Raw genomic sequence first — 23,317 nt, 5'->3', positions numbered from 1 at the left:
CGAGCAAAAGCCTGGCAGCCCGTTGAGCTGGCCTTCTACCGTCGATGATCAGGCGCTCGGCACCGGTGAAAGCCTGCTCGGGACAGCACAATTGGCTTGCATCTTCTTGGTGCCGAGTGCCCACCACCTGCTGCGAGGGGAGTGAACGGCTGTGCGTCAGTACCTGGTGAAGGTGCATTGCTGCGGTATCCGGTGGGTGGTCCATGTGCCGGCCGTGAACCGATGGGTCCTGGTCGAGCACAAGAAGGCGATCGAGGCCACCGCACACTCCATGATCGCTGAGGTAACCGGTGTTGCCCTCGCGTCATTCGGCGTTGATCTGACCGAAGGCCGAGTGGTGAATAGCGTCGAGGAGTTCGCCTCCGCTACCGGAGAGGCCACACGCTGGGGCCTGGTGACCGTGACCGGTCCGCCTGATGCCGCCTAGTCGCACACCGAAATAACCCGCGCAGTACCGCACTCCCACAGACGCCCCGCGGCTGTCGCGAGTTACTGCGTGCTGCCTTCAGACCTCAAACCAAAAGCGCTCGCGTCATTGAAATGAGCTGATCATGTCTCGCTTTCACCCGTCCGCATCGGCTGAGCACATCCTTCGAAGCGGTAGGATTATCGGCCCAGAGGAGACGCCAGCGGCCATGGTCGAGCGCGTAACACGCTGTCTGGCACAGCAAGACGCGGCGTCCTGCGGCCAGCGCCAAGCCGAGACCTTTGCCGCCGAATTCGAATCTGCCTTCGACAGTCGGGAAATCGTCATGAGCACGCCGATCATGACGAATGCGGGCCGCTACGCTGACCGGCCGCTTACCGCGTGCGCGGTGCCGACTGTGGACATCGGCTCGTCCGAGGCACAGCGGTTACGCGAGGAAGTCGTCGTCCTTCACGAGCAGGGCATGGGGACCGGGTTCAATCTCGACACGACCAAGGATCCCGTGGTCACACTGCGGTTTCTCAACCAGGTGGCGGTCGACAGCGCGACGTCCGGCCGGGAAGACCGGCCCGTCGGCAACATGGCGATCCTCAGTGTCCGGCACCCGAAGATTCACGAGTTCATCACCGCCAAAGCCGACGCCGCCTCTGGTGCCACCGATTGGAAGTTCAACATCTCTGTCGACCTCGACAGCGCGTTCATGATGGCGGTCCATGATGGCGATCATGTCGAGCTGGAGGACGGTCACCGGGCTGATGCCGGTCGCCTATTCGATGATCTCTGCGTTGCAGCGGCGGCGTGTGCTGATCCTGGCGTGGTATTCCTCGATCGGATGAACACACGCAACCCAATTCCAGGGATGGGGGCGTACACAACCACGGCGCCGTGCGCCGAGGTGGGACTGATCGCGGGCGAGACGTGCCAGTTTGGCTACCTCAACGTCGGCAAGTTCGTCTCGACCGACAGCGCGGGCCAGCCCGTCGCTGACTTCGCGAGGCTCGAACAGACCACCGCCCTGATGACCCGCGCACTGGACAACTGCCTTGCGGTCAGCGAGCAGAACCTGAACGGGCCACGGGCACAATATATCTCGCATCAGAAACGCAAGATCGGCATCGGCCTCTGCGGCGTCGCCGACGCCCTCAGCATCGTCGGCCTGCACTACGATTCGGCTCCGGCCCGCGACCTGATGGCCGACATACTGTCGTTCATCAACTTCGCGTCCAAGGAAGCTTCCGTCCGCTTGGCCGAGACGCGCGGTCCGTGCGGTGCGATGCGGACGATGGTTGTGGGCAACCGTCACCGCGGGCAGCCAGGACATATTGAGAGGCTCTACGGAGGCCTGACCTCCGGCGCCGTAGCGGCCGAAGAATGGTGCACGCTGTCCCGGCACATTGCTGCGACCGGCATGCTCCGCAACGTCTCAACGATCGCCTTGCCGCCAACCGGCCGCAGCGCCCTGGTCATCGACGCCTCCACCGGGGTGGAACCGCATTTCGATACCTTCGCCGCGAACGATGCGGTCCTCAATCAACTCGAGAAAATCGTGTGGATGAAGTACGGCCAGTCGATCTATGCCGACCACGCCACGCAGTCGGCGCCGGTCCGGCAGCTCCTCGGCTCGGCACCGAGCATCAGCACGAACGGCCACGTTGCCATGGCCGCCGCGCTGCAACGCTACACCGATGAGGCCATCGCCAAGACGATCAACCTCCCGGCCGGTTCCACGGCCGACGACGTCAAGGCCGCCTATATCGCTGGCTACCAGGCAAACTTGAGCGGAATCACGGTATACGTGGACGGCAGCCGCACTACCCAACCGAAGAAGCTGCGGTAAGAAAGGAATTGGACACAGCCGCATGAGCGACACCACTCACTTTCAGTACTGTCAGAAGCTCGTGGTCATCGACCCCGCGACCGACAGCGTCCTGCTGGCTCGGCGCAAGGGAGAAGCCGACTACGACGGCGTCTACTCCCTCATCGGCGGGAAGATGGAGACCACCGACGGCTCCATCCTGGATGCGATCCGTCGCGAGAAGGAAGAGGAGATCGGCAAGGCGGCCATCATCGCAATCGCCGAAAACCTCTCGTACAACGTCCTTTTCAAGAAGAAGGACGGCAACAGCATGATCCTGCCGCACTTCTACGCTGAGTACGAAGGCGGCGACATCGAACTGGACGAGGAGTACTCGGACTACGCCTGGGTGCCTGTAGGCGAGCTGGATTCATTCGAGCCGAAGATTGACACCATACCGGCTGCTGTTCAGTGGGCGACGCAGATCGGCAAGCTGGTGAAGAAGGGTGAAGGACTCACGAGGCTGTAGCCGTCAATACATCATTGAACTGCTTCACACCGAGCCAGCACATCCGCGTACGCCCGGATGTTCCCGAAATCGCAGCCATGGAAGGTCTCGGTTTCGGCTGGCCGCGTGCGATCGCGCCCGATGCCTCGCCCGTCATAGCCGAAGCAGACGTACTGTTCGATGACTACCAGTTCGCCAATCTTTCCGAGTTGCTGTATCACTTCGCGTGGGACGAAGTGTTCGACTGGTACCTCGAGCTTTCCAAGACGACCTACTCCGCAGGTGGCGCAGCAGCCGACGCCTCATGCCGGGTCCTCGGACATGTTCTGGACAGCCTTCTCCGCCTGCTGCATCCCATCGTCCCGTTCGTCACCGACAAGCTCTGGACCACCCTCACCGGGCAGGAATCCGTCGTCATCGCTTCCTGGCCAACAGATCCCGGCTATCGCGACCGCGACGCAGAATCCGAAATCGCCGAGCTGCAAGAGCTCGTCACCGAAGTTCGTCGTTTCCGCTCCGACCAGGGGGTGCGCACGAGCCAGCGTGTACCTGCCAAGCTCGAGCTCACATCTGCATTGGCGGCGCACGAGTCCGCGATTCGGCAACTGCTGCGGCTCGAACCTGCCACGGAGGGGTTCAGCGCGACGGCGACGTTGCCGATCGGCCAAGCACGAGTAAGTCTCGACCTTTCACAGGCTATCGACGTTGAAGCCGAACGACGTCGCTTGCAGAAAGCCCTCATGGCCGCCGAGAAGGAGCTGGATACTGCGGCAAAGAAACTCGGCAACGAAGGGTTCCTGGCCAAGGCACCCGCCAATGTCGTTGAAGGAATCCGCGCTCGCCAGCAGACCGCGCAACAGGATGCTCAGCGGATCCGACGCCAACTCGAGCTCCTGCAGCAGTAGGCCAGTGTCAGCCGCGTCCCCATCGAACGCAGCGCCTCCCAAATTCACCGACACGCTGCACTGGAGACGTAAATGCACGCCACTACGTGATCCCGGTGGCGCGCGAATCGCCGCGCCGAGCAAACACACCCGGCGCGGCGACCGTCTGGATTAGGCACCGGCGTCGATGGTTTCGATTGTGGGCAGCCACGCCACAGCGTTGTCTTTGGAGCCCTGGTGAACTGGGGTCAGGCCGCTGTAGTCATCCAACGCCATCATGGTGATGCCCATGAAAGCACCACCGTCGTCGATCGCGGCGACGAGCGAGCCGCAGGTGGGACAGAACCCGCGCTTGGTGGTCGGGTATGTGTTGTACCAGGTCGGTTCGCCGCCGTCGCCGGTCCATTCGAACCTCTCGAAGGGGAAATCGACCCAGGCGGCGACCGGACCGCCGGCAAGCTTCTGGCAGTGCGGGCACGAGCACAAGTGCGGCCAAATCGGCTCCGCATCGGCACGGAACCGGAGCCGGCCGCACAGACAGCCACCCTCATACATCAGACTTACCCCTCTCGTTCGAATTACATTGCGACAAAAGCGAATTGACGACCTTGCGTTTCGGCCGAGGAACGGACGCGGCAAGCGTACATCAGCACGCCCAGCTGGGCGGCCGAGTGAACGGGAGCTGACCTGTGCAACGCCTCGAATTGAGTTCTGTGGACGGTATCCGGCTGGACTTCGCGGTCCACCACTGCACAGTCGAGCCCACACTAGGAGTGGTGCTGTTGGTGCACGGCATCACGGTGGACATGGATGAGGTGGGGGGGATGTTTGTCCGGTTGGCGCAGCAGTTGGTGTTGCAGGGGTTCGATGTCGTGCGGTTCTCCTTCCGAGGGCACGGTGCGAGCGGTGGGACGCAGCAGGGGGTGACGATCGCCGGTGAATGCCTGGATCTGCAGGCCGCAGTGACCGCAGTCCGCGAGCGATTCGCCGGGCAGCGAATGTCGATTGTGGCGGCCAGCTTCGGTGCCGTGTCGACGGCCCTGTCGCTGTCGTGGCTCGACGATCTGTATCGGCTGGTGCTGTGGAACCCGGTACTGGATCTGCGCACATTTCTGGTTCCGGAGTTGGCGTGGGGCGAGGAAATTTCGGCGCTGCCGGGCAGAAACATCTGGCCGACAACGATTTTCTGCTCGTTGACGGTGAGTTCCAGCTCGGTCGTGTCCTGTTCGCCGAGTTCGCGCACTACCAGCCGCTGGATGACTTCCATGCCGCAGACGTGCCGACGCTGATCGTGCACGGCGACCACGACACCGCAGTGTCGTATGACGTCGCCGCCCAAGCCGCGCGATCACGATCACACACCACGCTGCACACGATCGCCGGGGCAGACCACGGATTCGACTCCCGAGCACGCGAAGACCAAGCGATCAGCACGACCATCGACTGGATGCTCGAACAGTCGATGTCGTGCCGGGCGTGAGGCTCTCGCAGCTGTATGCGCCGATCCGGCCGGCTCGGCGAATCCGCCATCGTCGGGGAACCCGCTGTTCGGCGTGCTGGCATCAGGCTACCGGTTGGCCAGCTCGATATTCTCCGCAAGCTTGCGAACTTCCTGCTGAAGATTTTCTGACCACGCTTGTACAGAAATATCTCTATCGACAACTGCCCGAGCGACAGTCACTTTGCTAGGATAATAACCCTTACCCGCAAACTTATTGCCCAGCGGCGAGAGGTACAAGCTCTGCGGCACCTGGTATGTCTGATTCGGATATTTCTCGGCGATCACTGACTCCAGAATGTCACGCGGAACATAATTCTCTATCGTATACCCTTCGGTCACCCAACCTTGCGCCTCAACGCTTTTCAACTCATCCAGTATGCGTCGCTTCGTATCATTTAGATCATCGTCAGGGCTCTCCCTATCGGAGTCAATCACGATCGCCAGATTCCGATTGATCATCGCGAGTTGAATAAATTCGTCCACCTCCAAGTCATCAGCCGTCAAATGATTCAACATAGATCCGCCATAAAACATGATCGAGTAATGAACCCCCTCGATCAAGCTCGGAGCAAACTTCTTCAACCAGTGGCTGATATAGATGCGGTCGGCTGCACCCTCAACCCAGATAATGAAGTTCGACTGAACAATATCCGACGCCTTATTCCCGAGATCCGACACGGCCGCGAAAAGGCCATGCCTAGACACGACCGGGCTAAGGTGACTCCACCCGTCATCACCCATAGTTATGTGCGAAATAGAGGCGACTTGCGCATCAAGTATTGCAGCTGAGTGTGTAGAGATGAGATACCTGTTCTCCGTATCTTCGGCCAGGTACTTGATAAGTCGCCGCTGCAACGCCGGGTGGAGATGCACCTCAGGTTCTTCGATGCAGATGAGATGTCCCGTGGTGCAGGCCGCAGTGGCAGCCAGTACTACCAGCTCGCTGATGCCTGTGCCAAGTCTACGCACCGACATACGAGTTCCGCGCAGGTGAAGGAAGATGTCCGACTTCGAATCAGGTACTTGAAGCCGCGCCCGTCCATCGTCAAAGATAGCCTGCAGAAAATCGTTCAGCCAATCGAACCGAGCCTCAAAATCGTCGTAGACGTCATCTTCCGGACTCTGGAGCTTCGCAATCTCCTTGACTAGACCGCGGCCGTTCCTCCATGGGTCCGGGCTCTCTGGATCATCATTGACCCTTAGTTCGCGAATTGCGTCAATCCACTTCACACGAGGAATGATCCATTCGAAAGGCATCAAGCTAACAAGCTCCCCCAGATGGGCGAATGGAGTGCTACGGTCGAGATGAAGGGCTTGAACCGTTCGGTTGAGCCAGGCGTCGATGCCGGGCCCGGAAGTCTGGGATAGACCGAGCATGAACTGATCTTCGGACAAGGTTACGGAAACAGAATTCGAAGCCGATGGGTTAGGTGTAATGATAAAATCGAGCCATACCGTGTTTGGACAGCCTCGACTATACGCCTCGGTACGAAACAGACTCACAATATCGGCCTGCAAGTATCGGTTCTGCTCAGCTTCCAGATAGCCGGCAAAGGGCTCAAATATTTCTTCGCTCATCTTGAGGCCGATACTCACAACCCGCGGCGAGTCTGGCGCCTGGTTACGAGGTAGACTGACAGGGTCGAATAGGACAGTTGCGCCAATATTGGAACTACGCCCTACTTTCGTACGAAAAGAGGAAACAACGTCCCTCATAGTATGGAGAGCATTAGACTTACCGACGTTGTTCTTGCCCACCAGCAAATGAATCTGATCCATCGGACCTATAAGCTCGACGGAATCGCCGCCGAAGCTTTTAAAGCCTTTTATGCCGAATCCCGCAAAACTATCCATGCCCCCTCCTCACAGGTGCACCTCGTTCGGACTGTTATCGGACAGCCAGATTCGGCGTTACTAATGCCAGCGATGGAGGAGCCTGCCATCTCGGATTGTGCATTCCGCAACACATCAGCAGTCTCCGCGCCCGGTACCTACGTGGGTGTCCTGCCTCGCCGATCAAGGCCTGGTCGTACATCTCATTGGTCCCCCGTCGCCCGTTCGGACGTTTGAGTCGCTAACGGCCACCATCGTGATTGGTTGCTGTTCTTCATGAAACCACGACGTCCTCGCGGTGCGGTCCGGCTCGCCACCCCATCCTGGGCGTCGGTGTCCGGTGACCGTGCCCGTCAGCGCAGCAACCGTTAACCAACCGGTCGCACCGAGGACGAGCTATGTCCACACCCGACGGTACCGGCAAGGAAATAACCATTGCTATCCGGATCGACACCGCCCGGCACGCCCAGCTCACCTGATCGCCGAACCAGCGCGGCGGCGGCCAGCTCGATTGGCAGCACAGGCCCGTCCCCCGACAATAGCGTCGGAACCTGTTGTATCGCGGGCTGTATCACGTTAGCAACACGGTTCCCGACTCTGGCGAATCCACGCGGGAGCGCCGCAGGTATGGCTGGTGCGGGACGCCAGCTACTGATCACGAAGAAGTACGACGCCAGTCTTTCCACCGTGATGGTGCCACGCTGCCGATGTCGTCGGGAATCCGTGCAATTTGGGCCGCGTTGTCCATTTCCAGTGTCAGTCGCGGTGGGTTCGGTTCGCGGTAGCTGACACGCTTCCACATGCCGTATCCGATGTAGTACTTCCCCAGCCCATCGGCGAAGGCATGCTGTAGCAGCTGATGATCACCGGACACGAACAGCTTCTCCGACCTCGGTTGCGTCGGCTCTGGCGGCAAGGCGTACGTCGCTGAGCGATAGCTCACCAGCGGTATACCCCACAAGAATGGTCTGCCCAGAGTGGTCTTCTTCTGTTGCGCGAGAAAAATCACCGCGACCGGGTGCGTCAGGTCCGAGCCGTCCACCGGTAGTCGGTTGCGCAGTACCCAGATTCGCTGTGGCACGTAGAGGAAGTTCAGCCACTCCACGCGTTCGCCCCGACATTCGGCAATCCACTCGATGTTGGGGTCAGCACCGCGGGCTGCGTAGTCTTCCAGCAGCGCAGCGATTTTCGCGGCAGTGTTGAGAACCGTGGTCAGTCTCTCGACTACTACTTGGCTGCCGCCGCCGACGCTCACGCGGGGGTCGGCTGGCCCGAACGCTTCCGGAACCACCAACCGGTACCGTGGGCGTCCATCGGTGGATCGGTCACGCACCAGCGCCTCGCCGCTGCTGTCGCGTATCACCCGGATCCTCTCGCCAACGTTGTAGTAGCAGTTCCGGGCATGTTGATTACCGCCGCCGCGTTCTGGCTTGCGACGGAAGTAGGGCCGCTGCGGCCGCGACCGTTCCTTCGGCGGCGGATACACCGCCTGCACGACCGCCTCACAGTCCGCAACGCAACACACCGCTGGACCACGTCCGCTGATGTGTCGGAATGTCCTCGGCACGGACACGAACCGGTGGATCGGTGTCGATTCTGCGCGCCTCAGGCATCGACATTGTCGATCGGTGTTCCTGTTGATCCCCCATCTACCAACTATGCCGTGCTCCACCCCGACGTGAGCGGGCATCCACAGTCCTGTTGCCGAAATGAGTCCGCCCACAACCGATGTCGACAAGCACCCCCGAGTAGCCCTACCCTGTCAGTACGGACCGCACCGCATGCACAACTCAACTCTCGTACTCACTCGGCGATACATACTCGTACTGATACTCCAGCCGATTCAGGCTCCTTGCACTCACCTCAGCCGAACCCTTAAATCTCTTCGAATAGCGCGGCCCGTCTCAGCCCTCCGGTCATCGCCGGAAGGCTCGACGTCCTATTCGACAGGGGTGTTTCGAGTTGGGTTCCTCCAACGAAATAATGGTCGCGCTCGATCTGGCGCGCGGCCAATACGTCTGCATGCCAACGGATCCGACCGACCCGCGCACGCATGAACTCAGAAACAAGAGCATCGCAGGTGACCGGACGCTCGTGTGCGCTCTCTGCCATGCCGAACGCGGCAGCAGGGTTCCCGTCGTCGTCAGATCCCGCGTGGGCGGCCAACGCCGACCGCACTTCGCCCACCCATCAGGCTGCGCGCCGCCCGACGGTCGACACAACCCCGAAACCATGTGGCACCTGACCAGCAAATCGACACTGGTCACATGGGCGCGAAGACAGCCCGGCGTGGTCGACGTCCGAACCGAGGTATGGCTGCCCAACCACGAACGCCGTGCCGATGTCCGTGTCGTGTTCGCCGACGAGCGCGAGGTCGCCATCGAGATCCAGGGCTATCCCCTGACCGATACCGAATGGACCAACCGGCACCGCGACTACCGCCACAACGGCGTAGTCGACATCTGGCTGTGGCACCCCGCCAGCCGACCACACCGGATCGTCCTCAGCGATCCCAACCACCAACAGCAACTATGGGCCTTCGACCCAGACCAGCGATCCGTCACCCTCATGGTTGGCGCACCACATCGAACGTTGTGGCCCGAACCACCAGCTCCGGACGACATCGCCCACCGAGTCCCGCACCTGCCTCCATGTATCCACGACGAACTGATACCCCACCAGTACTCCCTGGACGAGCTCACCCTGACCCCGCACGGCATCGAGATCCCCACAGCACTGCAAGAGTCGCTGGCCGCGGAACTCTCACGCGCACACAACCGAACCCTCATGCTCCGGCAACAAGATAACGACCGGAACGAACATGCCCTTCTACCACGCACGCGACCCGCCGCGTCCGCCGCGTCCGCTGAGAGCGTCGCCTCCCCCACAGCACCTCGCTCAGTCATCGACGCACATGCACTCGCGCACCTGACTTGGATCGCACTCCAAAACCACTTCATGAAGGTTGGCCACCTCCCCACATACCAAGACGCACCACGCCTCCGGCGTCCGTGCGCGAAACATCAACTTGTGCAATGCATCAACTGTGGCCTCACCGTTTCATCACAGAGCACTCTCGCCGACATTCCGACATGCACGCCGCGATTCACGCCACTACGAGACAACCGTCAGTCGCCACAGGCACCAAACCGGCCACTCCACACCCGCCCCGAGCTGAATGCACCAACGTCTCGACTTCCTACATCGCCCAAGGCGACCACCCGTACCCGATCAACCACACGCGGCCAAACCACCAACCCAGACCAACTCCCCCTCTTCTAACTCGAACCCGCTGTCACACCAGGCTCGCAACTCGGGTCACTCCCTTGTGGCATCACTTCGGATGCAGGCCGATGCTATGGCCGAGCAAGCGGGAGTGCCCCATCCCCGGGCAGGCCACGCTCGATGAAACTTGCACCGCGACAATCGAATTCGAAGTCATGACCTTCGGGAGGATTGAAGCCCCCCGGGCTTTCGGCTGGCTACCCGCTGCTACTCACTCGTGTTGCGGCACTCGCACCACGACGATGCCTGCGACGTTGCCCGGCATGTTCGATGCCAAGCGGTCCTCATTGAAGTCGCCCGTGGTGATCTCAAGGACGTAGCCGGGCGGCGTGTGCCGCAGAGGGTTGAGCGTGTGCTCGAAGTACCTTAGTCCCCAGTGCCCGGTGTCGTCGGGGACGTCGCCGAAGACCGGTCCAAGCTGGTCGTGGTTGCCGTAGTGCTCGCTTGCGACACTCGTCGATACTGCGCTGAACTGCCCGGAGCGAGCACTCAACACCCGGTCGATCATCGAACGGGCGACTGCTCGTGTTCCGTCCTGTCGATTCTGTAGGAAGTCCGAGAGTTCTGGTACGAGCTGCTTCTTGAGCGCCGGTATTAGCGGTGCGCTCGCCGTGGGGCGTGTCCACAAGTCCTCCAGTGCCACAGACCACCCATAGGTCGACGCCGCGTCACTCACAAACAGTTCATCTGCAAGCAGCGCAGGCATCAGGGAGACAGCACGCTTGACGCAATGGAGGCAGCGCCCGCTCCGGTGAACGTCCGAGCAACGCTCCCACCTCCGGTAGTCACCTGTCCCAAGGTAAAGGGCATAAACAGGTAGGAGTCCCAGCGCCGCAGCAGTGGAACGAGGTAGCTCACGTTGCGAGCGCGCCGCGCCCCTCGCTCTGTAGCCGAAGTCGAAGTTCCACCTGCTCCTCGCCACGGTCACGCGCTTCGCCTGGACGAGCATCCCGTACGCATCCGCGCCGTCCACCCACCACCAGACCCAGTCAGCGCCACTGAGAGCTTCGGCTCGCTGCGTAAACGGAACGACGGTGACTGCTCGGGAGGTATGAGCTGTCACGAGCTCGGTGATTGTCGTCTCGCTCCACCGCAGGCCGGTCTGGTCGCACGCGGCCATGTGCCGAACGGCTTGGATGCGAGCCCATCTGAACGCATTCTCGACCGCCGTCATGGTCTCATCCTCCTACGCGAAACTGGACAAGAGTGCACCATCGCCGCCCGTCGGCTACCGCCGACAGCTCCACCGCGCCCGCGCGATGCCCACCATCCCCGAACAATCACCGTCCGCGATCACGCGGCAGCCCAATAGGCGTAGGACACCGTGGCACTCAGATCCGGTACGTACCCATGATGACCAGGTGTTTCCCGGTTGTCCATGTTTGTGTGTCCTGCCGAGTACCGGTACCTTCGATTCTCGCTGAAACCCACACCGCGACAACCAAATTCAATGGCATGACCACTACACGTCTGCCCCTTCTCGACTTCCTGCCCGCTGCCGCAAGGAACACCGGTAGGACTTCCCCGAAGGCCGGCACCGCAACCTGCTCACCTATATCCAGGACAATCATCGCAAGAGTCTGACGACACTTTAGGAAATAGCTGCCGACGAACGGGACGAGGGCACTGATCAAGTTTCGGCGCATCTGGATTCGCGCATCGCGAAGCTGAGCGACAAGCGGGCCGCGCTGGGGAGAAGCAGATCTTCAGGAGCACCGCAATGATCAAGGAAGCCGTTCACGAGGCGTTCGGTGCCGTCCGGACGCCGCCGGTCTCGAAGGATCGGCGCTGTACGCATGGCAGTGAGGATCGGGACCAGCGTCGATATCGTCATCAGCAGTCCCGGCATCTCCACTGAGGGGTCGGGCTGGGTAGAACTGTTCGGGCGTAACCCACTCGGCAACGACGTCACCACCGACGAACGCCACCGGCTCGTCGCCATGGTGGACCGCCCAAGTATGGGCCGCCAGACGGCGAGGACTGGTTGCCGGATCAGGGACCCCGAACACTATCGCGGCCACCATTCCTCGTGAAGCGTGCGCCAGCACCTCCGGGTGATCACACCAATCGAACACGGTCGTGTGCGTCGATGAATCGCAAGCATCCCATTGGCCTTTCACCACAAACACAGCAACGACTGAAGTTGGCGAAATGACTCATAATTTCCGCTGTGCCGCGCTCAATGTTCTGCCCGATGTCTGTGGCCGTGAGCGGCCCGCGTCCGTGCAGTGACGGCATTCAGTCAGGGAGCGGTGCCCATGCGGTCACCACCTGGATCTGCTTGCCGTGCTGCGCGATATCCGACCAGTCCGCGTAGCTGCCGAACGGAAGATGACGTCCGGCTCGTTCGGTGATCGTCGTGTACCAGTCGCCTTCTTCGGTTCCGTTGGATGAGATGTTGAGGGCCGCAAGATATCTGCCGCCGATGCTGAACCGAACGACCGCGAGGGATGCGCGGACCCGTGCGTCCCCGCGCCGATCGACCGGCGCCCACGCGGTGGCGATTTCGAACTTGCGCACCCGTGATGCCAAGGCACTCCACGACATTGCCTCGTCGATCGCAGCCCCGGTCTGCGTTGATGTCGTCTCCCAAACGTCTCCTTGCCGAACGGCAATGAAGGTGTACCTACTTCTGTTGAAACGAACCAGTGCTCCATTCGGTGGCTCGGCAGGTATCGGTCGAGATACGGCTCGTACCAAGGGAAGTGGGCGCAAGTGTGCCCGCATGAAGCTCATGTCGTATGCGAGGGGGTCCATCAATTCAGGCAGCAGGGCGGGAATCGTGACCGGTGGCCCGTTCAACACCTCGTCCGTTGCCTCATTGGCTTTGATTCCGTCGATCCGGACCTTGGCAGCGACAGCCGAGCCAGTGATGTCGGCCCAGCACGCAGTGACGAGTTCTCGGCCATCCAGGTGCTGGATCATTGGAAGAAAACGCTGGCTCATCTGCGGGGTCAGCTGACCGACCCGCTCATTGTCGATTCGGACCTCGACGTGAGGTTTGGAACGACCGGAGTCTGGCACATTCTCGTGGAGGGTAACAAACATCAGGCCGTACCCTTGGGCAGGCACATGTTTCCGAAGAACGTCGAAATAGTCGTGTTCCCTGGTTACCTGCACGATCGTCGACCGCGGCAGCATCGTGTACGGCACCGCCGGTGGCTCATTCGCCGGTATCGCTTCGCTAGGTTTACCGAGGGCGATCTGCACGTACGCGCTGAAGTCGTCACCATCCCAGCCCTCGTACTCACGTGCCCATATCCGGCTGGATGTGGTAGGGATTAATCCTGATGCCAGGATGCGCCGGAGCACTCCAGCCCACTGCGGTGCGTCATCGGCGCCGAGGTAACCGATCGTTCGGCCCCCGGTACGAACCGATATCGCCCACTGACCCCGCGGCCCGTCCGGCTCGGAAATCAATTGGACGTCAGGACGTAGCGTTTCACTTCCGTCGGTAAAGTCGGGCGGAAACAAGCTGCGGATCGCCGGGAGAAATTCTTCCTCGACGTTCAGCTCGTAGTCGCAATATGTCCGTGCCTGTCCCCACAGCCGATACGAGGATCCGGCTGGGTATGCCACCGCCGGACTCGAGTTCACAGGCCCCACCGCGGCGATCGGTGCCGGATCGTCGTCGACGTCAACTCCGAAATCCCTTGCCAGACCGGCTAAGCCGGAATCCCAGCCCTGCCCCACCGCCCGGACCTTCCATTGGCCGTTGCGGCGGTACACCTCGCCGAAGTGGAACGCAGACTCGGTGCTGGCATCATCCGTGGTGTACTCGGCCAGCGTGTGCCCGGCCCCGTCGACGACACGAAACGAAACTTTTCCGAGCGCCCCGAAATTGCCCACGGCAAGGCTACCGACGAGCGCCACCCGCTCCACGGTCTCCGGAACGGCAGGGCAGTCGATCGCGATCCGCGCTTGGGCGCCCGCCCCAATCACGCGCGTGCCCAGAAATCGCACAGAACCATCCGACGATGCCGGCTCATTGTAGAAGACAAAATCGCGGTCGGAACTGACCTTCCCATCCGGCCCGAGCAGCAGAGCCGAGGCATCCACCTCGATCTCCCCCTCCGCCCACCCCAGGATGACCTCGATGCGACCGACACCATTCGGCAGCGACACATTCTGCCCCTTGTACAGCGAAGCGCTCACAGATTCCCACCTATCTCCAACCAGACTGCCCCGAACCGCGCCCCGACCGCCAACTCATCGGCAGTCTTGCGATGGTTTTCGGCACCGAAGACGACCCGTTACATCCCAAGTGCGGCCCAGCTGCCGAATTTGGCGGCTCCACGGTGCCTCACGTGCGCGCTTCCCCACCAGCCGCTTTCGCGAAACTCGCTTCCACCAGTATCCCGGCTTGTGGCGGCTGTGTATCACCGCGATAACCAGCACATAGTCCGACTCGATGGAGTAGAGAACCGCGTAAAATATGGGTGAGACAGCTCCGCACCTCGTCCGCGAGCACTTGGTGCAGCAAGGGCGCATCGGCGATCCGAGGGTGGTCCAGCGCCATTGTGCCGCTTCGCTCCAGTCGGCGTAGTTCCCTTGTCCTTCAAGGTTTCTGGACAGAGACAAGGGTCTTAGCTTGCCGTTTAACCTCGGCCCAGCCGGTGGCGTGACCCTGGTTGATCATGAAAGCAGCCCTTGTTCGATGATTGATGTTGCGACACAACGAATCTCAAACAAGGGCTGCAGTGATCAGTATGACCGACAGCGGGCGCGAAGACGCGCTGGGGGACCTGGTGGCGTTCCGGCAGGGCTTCTACGACAGCCTGGCCAGACGCGGCGATGCGTTGTTCGAGCTGTGTGAGGCAGTGCTGTGCAGCGACGGGCCGGTGCGGTCGATGGTCGGGTTGTCCCTGGCACCGGAACACCGGCGCGGCCACGGCGCCCTGTATGACGCGGTGAACCACGGCCGGGTCGAAATCGACCGGCTGCGAACAGCCTTGACGCAGGTGCGATTGCCACGCGCGGCCGATGGACGCCTGGTATTGGCGGTGGATGTGTCACCGTGGCTGCGCCCGGACGGCGCGACCTGCCCGGATCGGTCGTTCTGCCACACCTACGGGCGCGGGAAAGACGAGCATCGGATGATTCCGGGCTGGCCGTATTCGATCGTCGCGGCGCTGGAAACCGGCGGCACGTCATGGACGGCGCCGTTAGACGCGCAGCGCCTCGCGCCCGGCGCCGATGTCGCCGCGGTCACCGTCGCCCAGATCCGTGATGTCACCCAGCGCCTTATCTCCGCTGGTCAGTGGCGTGAAGGAGATCCTGACATCTGGTTCGTGCTCGACGCCGGCTACGAGGGGCCGCGCATCGCCTACCTGCTGGCGGATCTGCCGGTGCAGATTCTGGCGCGGATGCGGTCGGACCGGGTGCTGCGGCGCGCGGCCGGGGCGTGGGTGCCCAACCCTGCCGGTGGCCGCCCACCCAAACACGGTAGCGAGTTCGTCTTCGGCGACCCAGCCACCTGGCAGGACACCGACGTTGAAACTTCCTGTGGCACGAGGCTTTACGGAACGGTGACCGCGCAGGCGTGGGATCGGTTGCATCCGATCTTGACCCGCCGAGCAGCGTGGGCCGGATACGAAGGTGAGTTGCCGATCATCTCCGGAACCGTCATCCGGTTGCGGGTCGAGCATCTTCCCAGCGGTGGGGTGAACAAACCGGTGTGGCTGTGGTGGTCCGGTGTCGATGCCACCGCCGCGGATGTCGACTGGTGTTGGCGCATGTTCTTGCGCCGCTTCGATATCGAGCACATGTTCCGGATGTGGAAACAAACTTTGGGCTGGACACGGCCGCAGCTGCGTGAGCCCGAATCGGCCGACCGCTGGACCTGGCTGACCCTGGTGGCCTATACCCAGCTACGCTTAGCCCGACCGCTGGCCGATGACCTCCGGCGTCCCTGGGAGAAACCCGTTGAACCGCAACGGCTTACACCCGCACGAGTTCGGCGGGGGTTTCGCTGCATCGCCGCGAAGACGGGATCACCAGCGGATGCACCAAAACCTACCCGACCCGGGCCTGGCCGCCCCTCCGGCTCCAAAAACCGCAGCCGCGCCGCCCGCCACGACGTGGGACGGATCCTTGCCACCGGCGAGCCCTACACCCGCCCGGCACACCACAAGAAGGGCACCAAGCCTCGGCGCACGGGTTAAACGGCAAGCTTAGAGGCTGTTGCCGAATTGGTGTGGTCTCGAGGAGTATGGGTCGGTGGCGAAGTCGTATCGGCCGGTGGTGCGGGATCAGCAGTTTTTGTTGCCGCCGGATATGCGGGAGTGGCTGGATGCCGATCACCTGGTATGGCAGTTGCTCGATATCGTCGCCGAGTTGGATACCTCGGTGTTGCATCGCTGCCGGTCACGGCGCAAGACTGTGAAATCTGTTGCGGGGCAGCGTGGTTACGACCCGGACATGCTGGTGGGGTTGTTGTTGTATGCCTATTGTGTCGGGGTGCGTTCGTCGCGGGCGATCGAACGCGCGTGTCACACCGATGTGGCGTTTCGGGTGGTGTGTGCTCAGGATGTGCCTGATCACACGGTGATCGCGCGGTTCCGCGCCGAGCATGAGGCGGCGTTCACGGCCTTGTTTTCCCAGGTGTTGTTGTTGTGCGCGCGGGCGGGGATGGTGAGGGTGGGAGTGGTCGCCCTCGATGGCACCAAGATCGCCGCGGATGCGAGTATGTTCGCCAACCGCAGCGAGGACACACTGCGAAAAATGCTCGCCGAGACCGCGGCCACCATCGTGGCCGAAGCCCAGGCCGTCGATGAGGCCGAGGACCGCACCGATGACGGTGACGATGACACTCCAGCGTCGATGCGTGCGGGGCGGCGGCGGGAAACGATCCGTGCGGCGTTGGCCTCGATCGAGACCGAACGCATCGAGAAGCCATCACAGGCGATGCGGTTCTCACAGCGGCGCCTGGATACCGTGCGCGCGACCTATGAGCGGGTCCTGGCCACTCAGCAGCGGGCGTGGCAGGCCCAGCAGGACATCCTCGCGGCGGGCGGCAAGATCACCGGCCGGGTGCGTAAACCACCGGAGCAGACCACTCGGATCATGGCGTTGGCCGCACGGGTGGAGGCGGCCCAGGCGGCGATGACGGCCAAACTGGCTAAACAACCGGTCAAGAAACGCAATCTCACCGACGTGCAATCACGACTGATGAAGACCCGCACCGGATTCGTTCAGGGATACAACGCCCAACTCGTCGTTTCCGAGGACCACGTGATCATCGCCTGCGAGCTCACCGACGAACCGGCCGACACCCACCAATTCGTTCCGATGCTTGCTGCGGCCCGCAACGAACTCGACGCGCTACGGGCAGCCGGGCACGAGCGCAGGATCGGTGTCGTGACCGCCGATGCCGGTTACTGCTCGATCACCAACATCGACCCCGCACACACCCCGGGGCCGGACCGGTTGATCGCGGTGGCCAAGGACCGATTCCAACGCGGCACCAACCCCGACACCGGCGCTCGCCACCACACCAACCCGACACTCACAGCCATGGCCCAACGATTGAAAACACCTGAAGGACAACATATTTACCGTCGCCGCGGCGCGATCGTCGAACCCGTCAACGCCCACATCAAAGACCGGCGAGGACTCTCACGATTCTCCCGCCGCGGCCTGGCCGCCTGCGCCGCCGAGCTGAAACTCGCCGCCACCGCCACCAACCTGCTGCGCTACATCACCCACCAAGCCGCACCCGCCACCTGATCGCGGCCGCGGGGCCCATAGCCCCCGACCACGATCACCATCACACCCGACCAGAGACCACAACCAATTCGGCAACAGGCTCCTTAACCTCGATGTGACTGTGACACTCGAACTTTCAGCGCATCACACGTTCCGCCGACCGGATGCGACAGCGTCTTCGAGCTCACCGTGAAGAACTCGGCCCCGATAACCGATGGCTTCATTCGGCGATCGTCCTTGGTCACATCGAGCGCCAACTCCGGCCGACGGGCAACTTCATGCTCCCCGAGTTGTCGACCGAATGTGAAGACTGGCGCGCACACGAAAGCGTTCGCCGTTACAAGATCGGTGGCGAAAATGTGGGATTTGGGGTTTCATGGAAGTTGGGGATGAATCGCGGATCGGGTGAGGAATGAGTAACCCATGTATCCACTCCCCCTTGATTCTTCCCGCGCGGCCATTCCACCAAGCACAACAGCGCTGTCCATGTTCGGGGCAAGGGATTCCAAGCGAGGGCGTATCGCTGTCAGTTGGCCCCGTCGATCGATCGGCATCACTTCGGTCACTGGCCATGGACTGCCAGTCAGTTTCCTCGGTGCGCGCACAGCTGCTCACCGACTCAGCGTGGAGTCTTCCGGGCCACCTCTGCGCCGACGAGAAGCGAATCGGCCTGTAGCACAGTCCTGTTCGGCTCACCTCGTCCTCGGCGACGAACACATCGACAGCCAGTGCAGTGCGGCGGTTTCACACGGAGACCCCCATGTCCGGTGAAGTGGTCTGGCTCAGCACCGACGATGTCGCCGAACGGCTGAAGATTCCGAAGAAGACTCTTGCCGCCTGGGCGAGCGCTGGACGCGGTCCTCGATTCGCACGAATGGGACGGTACCGGCGCTATCGACTCAGCGATCTACTCGCGTGGGAGCAAGAGCAACTGGACAAGACGTGACCGGCTGCTGTGTTGCTGCGCACCGAGCGCACGGCAGCCACTCATCCCAATTGTCCATTGTCGCGCGCGGTTTCACCACGGAATCGCCGCAACCAGGCTGAGCATTGCCATTGTTAGCTACTAGTTAGCAAACTTTCGGGTCTTGAAAACGAGTTTTCGATCTTCGAGACTCGTCGCCGCTGGGCATCGCTACCTACCTCGAACGATCAGCCAGTCCGACGAAGCCATCTCACGGACCTGTCACGCCACTTAAGTCCCCGACTGGACCAAGCGCAACACGCAGCAATCCGCACACCGAGTACCGAACGGAGAAAGCACAATTGGGCGGCAGACTCCCCAAACCCATTGGGACCTTCGGCACACCGACGAAGCCGAAGAAGCAGAAGAACGGACGCTGGCGCGCCACCGTTCGGTTCTATGGTGCCGCGGGAAGTACCCAGATCGAGCGGATCGGTGTTACCGCCGACGACGCACGCAACCGGCTTGCCGAAGCCATGCGCGACCACCGGGAACAACTGGGATCTCGGCGCATCACCCGCACCACCAAGCTGATCGATCTGGCCGCCGAACTCCTCGTCGAGCTGGAGGGTGATGACGCCTACACCGAGGGGAACATCGAGGACTACCGCCGCGAGATCTACGTATCCAAAGACAAGCGTGCCGACCCCAAGACGATCAAGATCGAGAACTCCCTGGGCAACCTTCAGGTCTGGCAGGCCACGGCCGGAGAACTGGATCGGCACCTCAAACGCCTGGTGATCCTGGGTTTACGCCGCAAAGCCAAGCAGCACAAGATCGTCCTACGCGCGATGCTGCAGATCGCTGTCCGCCACGGTGCCGTCGAGACGAACCCGATCGACGGTGTCGGCGCGTTCACCAGGCGCAAAAAGCAAGCCCGCGGCAAGGTCCAAGACCAGCATGCGTTGCCCGCTTTCCGCGCCCAGGTCCGCGCGTGGGCGCGTGGCGAGGAGATCCCCGGCACCCCTGCCTACACGACCGGGCCCGCACGGGACTGGGCAGTGGTGTGGGTGATCGACGTGATCACCGGGACCGGCATGCGCCCGCACGAGGTATTCGCGCTGCTCCTCGAAGACATCGATCTCGATGCTGAAGACCCGTATCTGGACATCACCGGAACCCTGGTCGAGCAGAAGGGCAAAGGCACCGGCGGATGGATCCGCAAGCCCGCTCCGAAGACCGAAAACGGATGGCGCCGAATCCTGTTGCCACCACACACCATCGAGTCGATCCGCGAGGCCATCGAGCACCTGAAGACCTCAGGGCAGCCGAACCCGATGGGACTGCTGTTCCCGTCCCGAGTCGGGACACTGCGCAACCCGAACAACTTCGGCAGGACCTGGCGCGCCGCCCGCGGCGAAACCTTCGCATGGATCACACCGCGAACCTTCCGCAAGGGCGCCGCCACCGCCGTCGACCACGAGTACGACGACCCCGAGCGCGCGGCCCGCCAACTGGGTAACACCACGGCTGTAGCGAAGGGCCACTACATCGACATCCCGGAAACCGTGCCGGACAATCGGGACGTCCTCGAGCGGTGGGCACGGGGCGAATAGGCCCGAAAGTGTGAGATTAATGTGGGATCGGGTCAAATCCCGACCCTCGACCTGAAAACAAAAACCCCTCCCGACCGAGGTCAGAAGGGGTTTTTCTGTCGGGCTGACAGGATTTGAACCTGCGACGCACCCTGACCGAGGATCATGTGCTCGGCGTCGGCCACGCCTCCCTCTCGCTGCTGCGCGCCACTCCTACCCGCCGCGTCGGTTCGGTCCTGGACCTGGGCACCGGCTGCGGCGTTCAGGCCGTCCACGCCGCCGCGTATGCGGACCGGGTGACCGCGACCGACGTGAACCCGCGTGCCCTGTGGTTGGCCGAGGCGACGGCCGCACTCAACGGACTCGATATCGAACTTCTACCTGGTTCCTGGTTCGAGCCGGTGGCCGGTCGGCGCTTCGACCAGGTGGTGGCCAATCCGCCGTTCGTCGTCGGGCCGGCACGCATAGAGCACACCTACCGCGACTCCGGCCTAGCACTCGACGGCGCAAGCGAATTGGTGATCTCGCAGGTTCCTAGTGTGCTCGCCCCCGGTGGCACCGCCGCGATGCTGGCCGCGTGGGTGCATGTGGACGGCGAGGACTGGCGCCAGCGCGTCTCGTCCTGGCTGCCGCCGCACGGCGTCGATGCCTGGGTGGTCCAACGCGATATCGCCGATCCGGCCCTCTATGTCGGAACATGGCTACGCGACGCGGGTTTGGATCCGCGCGACCCGGCCGCACAGGCCCGCGCCGAACAGTGGCTGGACGCCTTCACCGCCGCGGATGTCGAGGGCATCGGCTTCGGCTTCGTCTATCTGCATGCCATCGATGGTCCGACCGAACTGCTTGCCGAGGATCTGACGCACGGCTTCGACGATCCGCTCGGCGCCGAAGCCACTGCGTATTTCGAGCGCTCGGCCTGGTTGCGCCGTGCCGCCGCCGAGGAAAACCTCGCCTGGTCAACACGTTTCGTGGTCGATCCCGCGACCGCACTGGAACGGGTCTATCTGCACGGCGAATTCGGTTGGGAGCAGCAGGTCGCGCGGCTGCACCGCGGCGACGGTCCGCGCTGGCAGCACGAGGTGGACGAGTCCACCATCGCACTCGTCGCGGGAATGCGCGCCGACGGTTTGCCGTTACAACAGCTGATAGAACTGCTCGCGCTCGCCCACGGATCGGGCGAAGTCACCGAGGAGTTCACGGCGGACGCATTATCCGTGGTGGCCGGGTTGGTTCGCCACGGTTTGGTGCGGCCCGTGTAACGAAGCGGCAACCATTCCCGTCCCGCCGGACGCTTCGCGCACGGGTGGTTCCGACAGGGCGGGGTTCTCAGGAACTTCTCAGACGCAAGTGATGGAAACCGCAGTTCAGAGCGGTTTATCGGAGCTATAGCGGGGAACTTTCTACTTGTCGGGTCCGTTGTTCGGAGTGAGACACCACCGACAGGAGGCAAGTCATGACAAGCCCCGCCACCACTCGTGTGCGCACCAGCGATTCGGACCTCGACGCCCAGAGCCCTGCAGCCGACCTGGTACGCGTGTACCTGAACGGGATCGGCCGTACCGCACTGCTCACGGCAGCCGATGAGGTCGAGCTGGCCAAGCGCATCGAGGCGGGCCTCTATGCGCAGCATCTGCTGGAGACCGGCAAGCGATTGTCGGCCACCCGCAAGCGCGATCTGGCCATCATCGTTCGCGAAGGCCAGTCGGCACGCTCGCATCTACTCGAAGCCAACCTCCGGCTCGTGGTCTCCCTCGCCAAGCGCTACACCGGCCGCGGTATGCCGCTGCTGGACCTGATCCAGGAGGGCAACCTCGGCCTGATCAGGGCAATGGAGAAGTTCGACTACTCCAAGGGATTCAAGTTCTCCACCTATGCCACCTGGTGGATTCGACAGGCCATCACGCGCGGTATGGCCGATCAGAGCCGCACCATCCGCCTGCCCGTGCATCTGGTCGAGCAGGTCAACAAGCTGGCCAGGATCAAGCGCGAACTGCATCAGCAGCTCGGTCGCGAGGCCACCGATGCCGAACTCGCCAAGGAGTCCGGCATTCCGGTCGACAAGATCTCCGATCTGCTCGACCACAGCCGCGACCCGGTAAGCCTGGATATGCCGGTCGGCAATGACGAAGAGGCACCGCTGGGCGATTTCATCGAGGACTCCGAGGCCACCTCGGCCGAATCCGCCGTGATCGCCGGGCTCCTGCACCACGATGTGCGCAGCGTGCTCGCCACCCTGGACGAGCGCGAGCAGCAGGTCATCCGGCTGCGCTTCGGCCTGGACGACGGCCAGCCGCGCACCCTCGATCAGATCGGCAAGCTCTTCGGACTCTCCCGCGAGCGTGTTCGTCAGATAGAGCGTGAGGTCATGTCGAAGCTGCGCAAGGGTGAGCGGGCCGACCGCCTGCGCGCCTACGCCAGCTGATTTCGCAATAACCCGTGCCGGTGATCCCGGCACGTGCCCATGACGCCGGACCCCTCCGAGGCCGCTCCGGCGTCCGGCTTGGTGACCCGGGCGGTCACCTCGAACGCCGGCCGGTGACCGCGCGTCCCGCCCCCTCCGGGTTCGCGCGAGCCGGTCGGCGAACCTCATTCAATCCCCGCCGAGTTCGTCGTTGACCGTGACGTTCTCCGGTTTCAGTGCGAGTGCGGAGTTCTCGGCCTGCAGATCGAACCGAATCGCCAAATCCTCCTGCACTCGGCCGATTCCGACGCTGGCCTGGACAGGTCGTGCGGTGGCCGGCGCGAGCGGCAGGCACATCGAGTTGCCGCCCATCCCGCCTGCCATCCATCCCGCCTGCCGCCCATCGGGCGCATCGCCTATCGGGCGCATCGCCTATCGGGCGCACCGCCTATCGGGCGCACCGCCTATCGGGCG

Annotated in this window: 19 protein-coding genes and 1 pseudogene; 14 read left to right on the top strand and 6 right to left on the bottom strand. The window is 62.5% G+C overall.

Translation table 11 applies throughout. From position 1 onward, the window contains the following. Positions 1-214 precede the first annotated feature (214 nt). The 4 genes from AB0J47_RS27625 to AB0J47_RS27610 all read left to right on the top strand — a co-directional run bounded on the left by AB0J47_RS27625 (position 215) and on the right by AB0J47_RS27610 (position 3,635). Positions 215-427: a hypothetical protein gene (locus tag AB0J47_RS27625; protein ID WP_364352005.1), complete on the top strand. Its 213-nt coding sequence runs from the start codon at positions 215-217 to the stop codon at positions 425-427. Positions 428-551: 124 nt separating this feature from the next. Beyond that, on the top strand, positions 552-2,264 hold the full coding sequence (locus tag AB0J47_RS27620; protein WP_364352002.1) for a ribonucleotide reductase N-terminal alpha domain-containing protein: 1,713 nt from the start codon (positions 552-554) through the stop codon (positions 2,262-2,264). A gap of 22 nt (positions 2,265-2,286) precedes the next feature. Continuing rightward, positions 2,287-2,751 (top strand): NUDIX domain-containing protein, encoded by a 465-nt coding sequence (locus AB0J47_RS27615; RefSeq protein WP_364351999.1) that lies wholly within the window; start codon positions 2,287-2,289, stop codon positions 2,749-2,751. Between the two features lie 77 nt (positions 2,752-2,828). Then, positions 2,829-3,635, top strand: coding sequence for a class I tRNA ligase family protein (locus AB0J47_RS27610; RefSeq protein ID WP_364351996.1), 807 nt, complete (start codon positions 2,829-2,831; stop codon positions 3,633-3,635). A 150-nt stretch (positions 3,636-3,785) separates the two neighbouring features. Here the strand turns inward: AB0J47_RS27610 and AB0J47_RS27605 are convergent, their stop codons facing one another. After that, positions 3,786-4,169 carry a GFA family protein gene (locus AB0J47_RS27605; protein WP_364351993.1) on the bottom strand — a complete coding sequence of 128 codons (384 nt, stop codon included), beginning with the start codon at positions 4,167-4,169 and terminating at the stop codon, positions 3,786-3,788. 134 nt (positions 4,170-4,303) lie between these two features. Between AB0J47_RS27605 and AB0J47_RS27600 the strand changes: the two genes are divergently transcribed. Both AB0J47_RS27600 and AB0J47_RS27595 read left to right on the top strand, forming a co-directional pair. Beyond that, entirely contained in the window at positions 4,304-4,903 is a 600-nt protein-coding gene (locus AB0J47_RS27600) for an alpha/beta fold hydrolase (RefSeq protein WP_364351990.1), read from the top strand. Next, complete coding sequence (locus AB0J47_RS27595) at positions 4,891-5,094, top strand: alpha/beta hydrolase (protein WP_364351987.1); 204 nt, start codon at positions 4,891-4,893, stop codon at positions 5,092-5,094. Before AB0J47_RS27600 ends, AB0J47_RS27595 begins: the two co-directional genes overlap by 13 nt. 87 nt (positions 5,095-5,181) lie before the next feature. Here AB0J47_RS27595 and AB0J47_RS27590 read toward each other — a convergent pair whose 3' ends face one another. Next, positions 5,182-6,969 (bottom strand): AAA family ATPase, encoded by a 1,788-nt coding sequence (locus AB0J47_RS27590; protein WP_364351984.1) that lies wholly within the window; start codon positions 6,967-6,969, stop codon positions 5,182-5,184. A 634-nt stretch (positions 6,970-7,603) separates the two neighbouring features. Next, positions 7,604-8,203, bottom strand: coding sequence for a hypothetical protein (locus tag AB0J47_RS27585; RefSeq protein WP_364351981.1), 600 nt, complete (start codon positions 8,201-8,203; stop codon positions 7,604-7,606). A 728-nt stretch (positions 8,204-8,931) separates the two neighbouring features. Between AB0J47_RS27585 and AB0J47_RS27580 the strand changes: the two genes are divergently transcribed. Continuing rightward, complete coding sequence (locus AB0J47_RS27580) at positions 8,932-10,230, top strand: competence protein CoiA family protein (RefSeq protein ID WP_364352071.1); 1,299 nt, start codon at positions 8,932-8,934, stop codon at positions 10,228-10,230. A 214-nt stretch (positions 10,231-10,444) separates the two neighbouring features. Here AB0J47_RS27580 and AB0J47_RS27575 read toward each other — a convergent pair whose 3' ends face one another. After that, complete coding sequence (locus AB0J47_RS27575; protein ID WP_364351978.1) at positions 10,445-11,407, bottom strand: hypothetical protein; 963 nt, start codon at positions 11,405-11,407, stop codon at positions 10,445-10,447. 622 nt (positions 11,408-12,029) lie between these two features. On the opposite strand from AB0J47_RS27575, the gene AB0J47_RS27570 reads away from it, so the two are divergent. Then, positions 12,030-12,266 carry a hypothetical protein gene (locus AB0J47_RS27570; protein ID WP_364351975.1) on the top strand — a complete coding sequence of 79 codons (237 nt, stop codon included), beginning with the start codon at positions 12,030-12,032 and terminating at the stop codon, positions 12,264-12,266. Between the two features lie 205 nt (positions 12,267-12,471). Here the strand turns inward: AB0J47_RS27570 and AB0J47_RS27565 are convergent, their stop codons facing one another. Beyond that, positions 12,472-14,388 (bottom strand): TerD family protein, encoded by a 1,917-nt coding sequence (locus AB0J47_RS27565; protein WP_364351972.1) that lies wholly within the window; start codon positions 14,386-14,388, stop codon positions 12,472-12,474. A gap of 554 nt (positions 14,389-14,942) precedes the next feature. On the opposite strand from AB0J47_RS27565, the gene AB0J47_RS27560 reads away from it, so the two are divergent. The 6 genes and pseudogenes from AB0J47_RS27560 to AB0J47_RS27535 all read left to right on the top strand — a co-directional run bounded on the left by AB0J47_RS27560 (position 14,943) and on the right by AB0J47_RS27535 (position 22,864). After that, the gene (locus tag AB0J47_RS27560) at positions 14,943-16,397 is read left to right on the top strand and encodes an NF041680 family putative transposase (RefSeq protein ID WP_364351969.1); all 1,455 of its coding nucleotides are present in this window, start codon (positions 14,943-14,945) and stop codon (positions 16,395-16,397) included. Positions 16,398-16,452: 55 nt separating this feature from the next. Further along, entirely contained in the window at positions 16,453-17,961 is a 1,509-nt protein-coding gene (locus AB0J47_RS27555; RefSeq protein WP_364351966.1) for a transposase, read from the top strand. A 739-nt stretch (positions 17,962-18,700) separates the two neighbouring features. Further along, positions 18,701-18,886, top strand: a complete 186-nt coding sequence (locus AB0J47_RS27550; RefSeq protein WP_329406653.1) for a helix-turn-helix domain-containing protein — start codon at positions 18,701-18,703, stop codon at positions 18,884-18,886. A 320-nt stretch (positions 18,887-19,206) separates the two neighbouring features. After that, positions 19,207-20,460 (top strand): hypothetical protein, encoded by a 1,254-nt coding sequence (locus AB0J47_RS27545; protein WP_364351962.1) that lies wholly within the window; start codon positions 19,207-19,209, stop codon positions 20,458-20,460. Positions 20,461-20,597: 137 nt separating this feature from the next. Continuing rightward, positions 20,598-21,701, top strand: a pseudogene (locus tag AB0J47_RS27540) (methyltransferase); the annotation flags it as partial. Positions 21,702-21,895: 194 nt separating this feature from the next. Then, positions 21,896-22,864: a sigma-70 family RNA polymerase sigma factor gene (locus AB0J47_RS27535; RefSeq protein WP_364351959.1), complete on the top strand. Its 969-nt coding sequence runs from the start codon at positions 21,896-21,898 to the stop codon at positions 22,862-22,864. 168 nt (positions 22,865-23,032) lie between these two features. On the opposite strand, the gene AB0J47_RS27530 is transcribed toward AB0J47_RS27535, so the two are convergent. Further along, positions 23,033-23,227, bottom strand: coding sequence for a hypothetical protein (locus AB0J47_RS27530; protein ID WP_364351956.1), 195 nt, complete (start codon positions 23,225-23,227; stop codon positions 23,033-23,035). Positions 23,228-23,317 lie beyond the last annotated feature (90 nt).

This window comes from Nocardia sp. NPDC049737 (genome assembly GCF_040674755.1).
Lineage (GTDB): Bacteria > Actinomycetota > Actinomycetes > Mycobacteriales > Mycobacteriaceae > Nocardia.
The sequence above is the reverse complement of the archived record's forward strand: the minus strand, read 5'-3'. Positions and strand labels throughout refer to the sequence as shown.

Excerpts from the sequence above, each read along its gene's own strand:
- AB0J47_RS27590 (WP_364351984.1), bottom strand. The coding sequence starts at position 6,969 with ATGGATAGTTTTGCGGGATTCGGCATAAAAGGCTTTAAAAGCTTCGGC.
- AB0J47_RS27580 (WP_364352071.1), top strand. The coding sequence starts at position 8,932 with ATGGTCGCGCTCGATCTGGCGCGCGGCCAATACGTCTGCATGCCAACG.
- AB0J47_RS27535 (WP_364351959.1), top strand. The coding sequence starts at position 21,896 with ATGACAAGCCCCGCCACCACTCGTGTGCGCACCAGCGATTCGGACCTC.
- AB0J47_RS27575 (WP_364351978.1), bottom strand. The coding sequence starts at position 11,407 with ATGACGGCGGTCGAGAATGCGTTCAGATGGGCTCGCATCCAAGCCGTT.
- AB0J47_RS27615 (WP_364351999.1), top strand. The coding sequence starts at position 2,287 with ATGAGCGACACCACTCACTTTCAGTACTGTCAGAAGCTCGTGGTCATC.
- AB0J47_RS27605 (WP_364351993.1), bottom strand. The coding sequence starts at position 4,169 with ATGTATGAGGGTGGCTGTCTGTGCGGCCGGCTCCGGTTCCGTGCCGAT.
- AB0J47_RS27620 (WP_364352002.1), top strand. The coding sequence starts at position 552 with ATGTCTCGCTTTCACCCGTCCGCATCGGCTGAGCACATCCTTCGAAGC.
- AB0J47_RS27570 (WP_364351975.1), top strand. The coding sequence starts at position 12,030 with ATGGCAGTGAGGATCGGGACCAGCGTCGATATCGTCATCAGCAGTCCC.
- AB0J47_RS27530 (WP_364351956.1), bottom strand. The coding sequence starts at position 23,227 with ATGGCAGGCGGGATGGGCGGCAACTCGATGTGCCTGCCGCTCGCGCCG.
- AB0J47_RS27610 (WP_364351996.1), top strand. The coding sequence starts at position 2,829 with ATGGAAGGTCTCGGTTTCGGCTGGCCGCGTGCGATCGCGCCCGATGCC.
- AB0J47_RS27560 (WP_364351969.1), top strand. The coding sequence starts at position 14,943 with ATGACCGACAGCGGGCGCGAAGACGCGCTGGGGGACCTGGTGGCGTTC.
- AB0J47_RS27550 (WP_329406653.1), top strand. The coding sequence starts at position 18,701 with ATGTCCGGTGAAGTGGTCTGGCTCAGCACCGACGATGTCGCCGAACGG.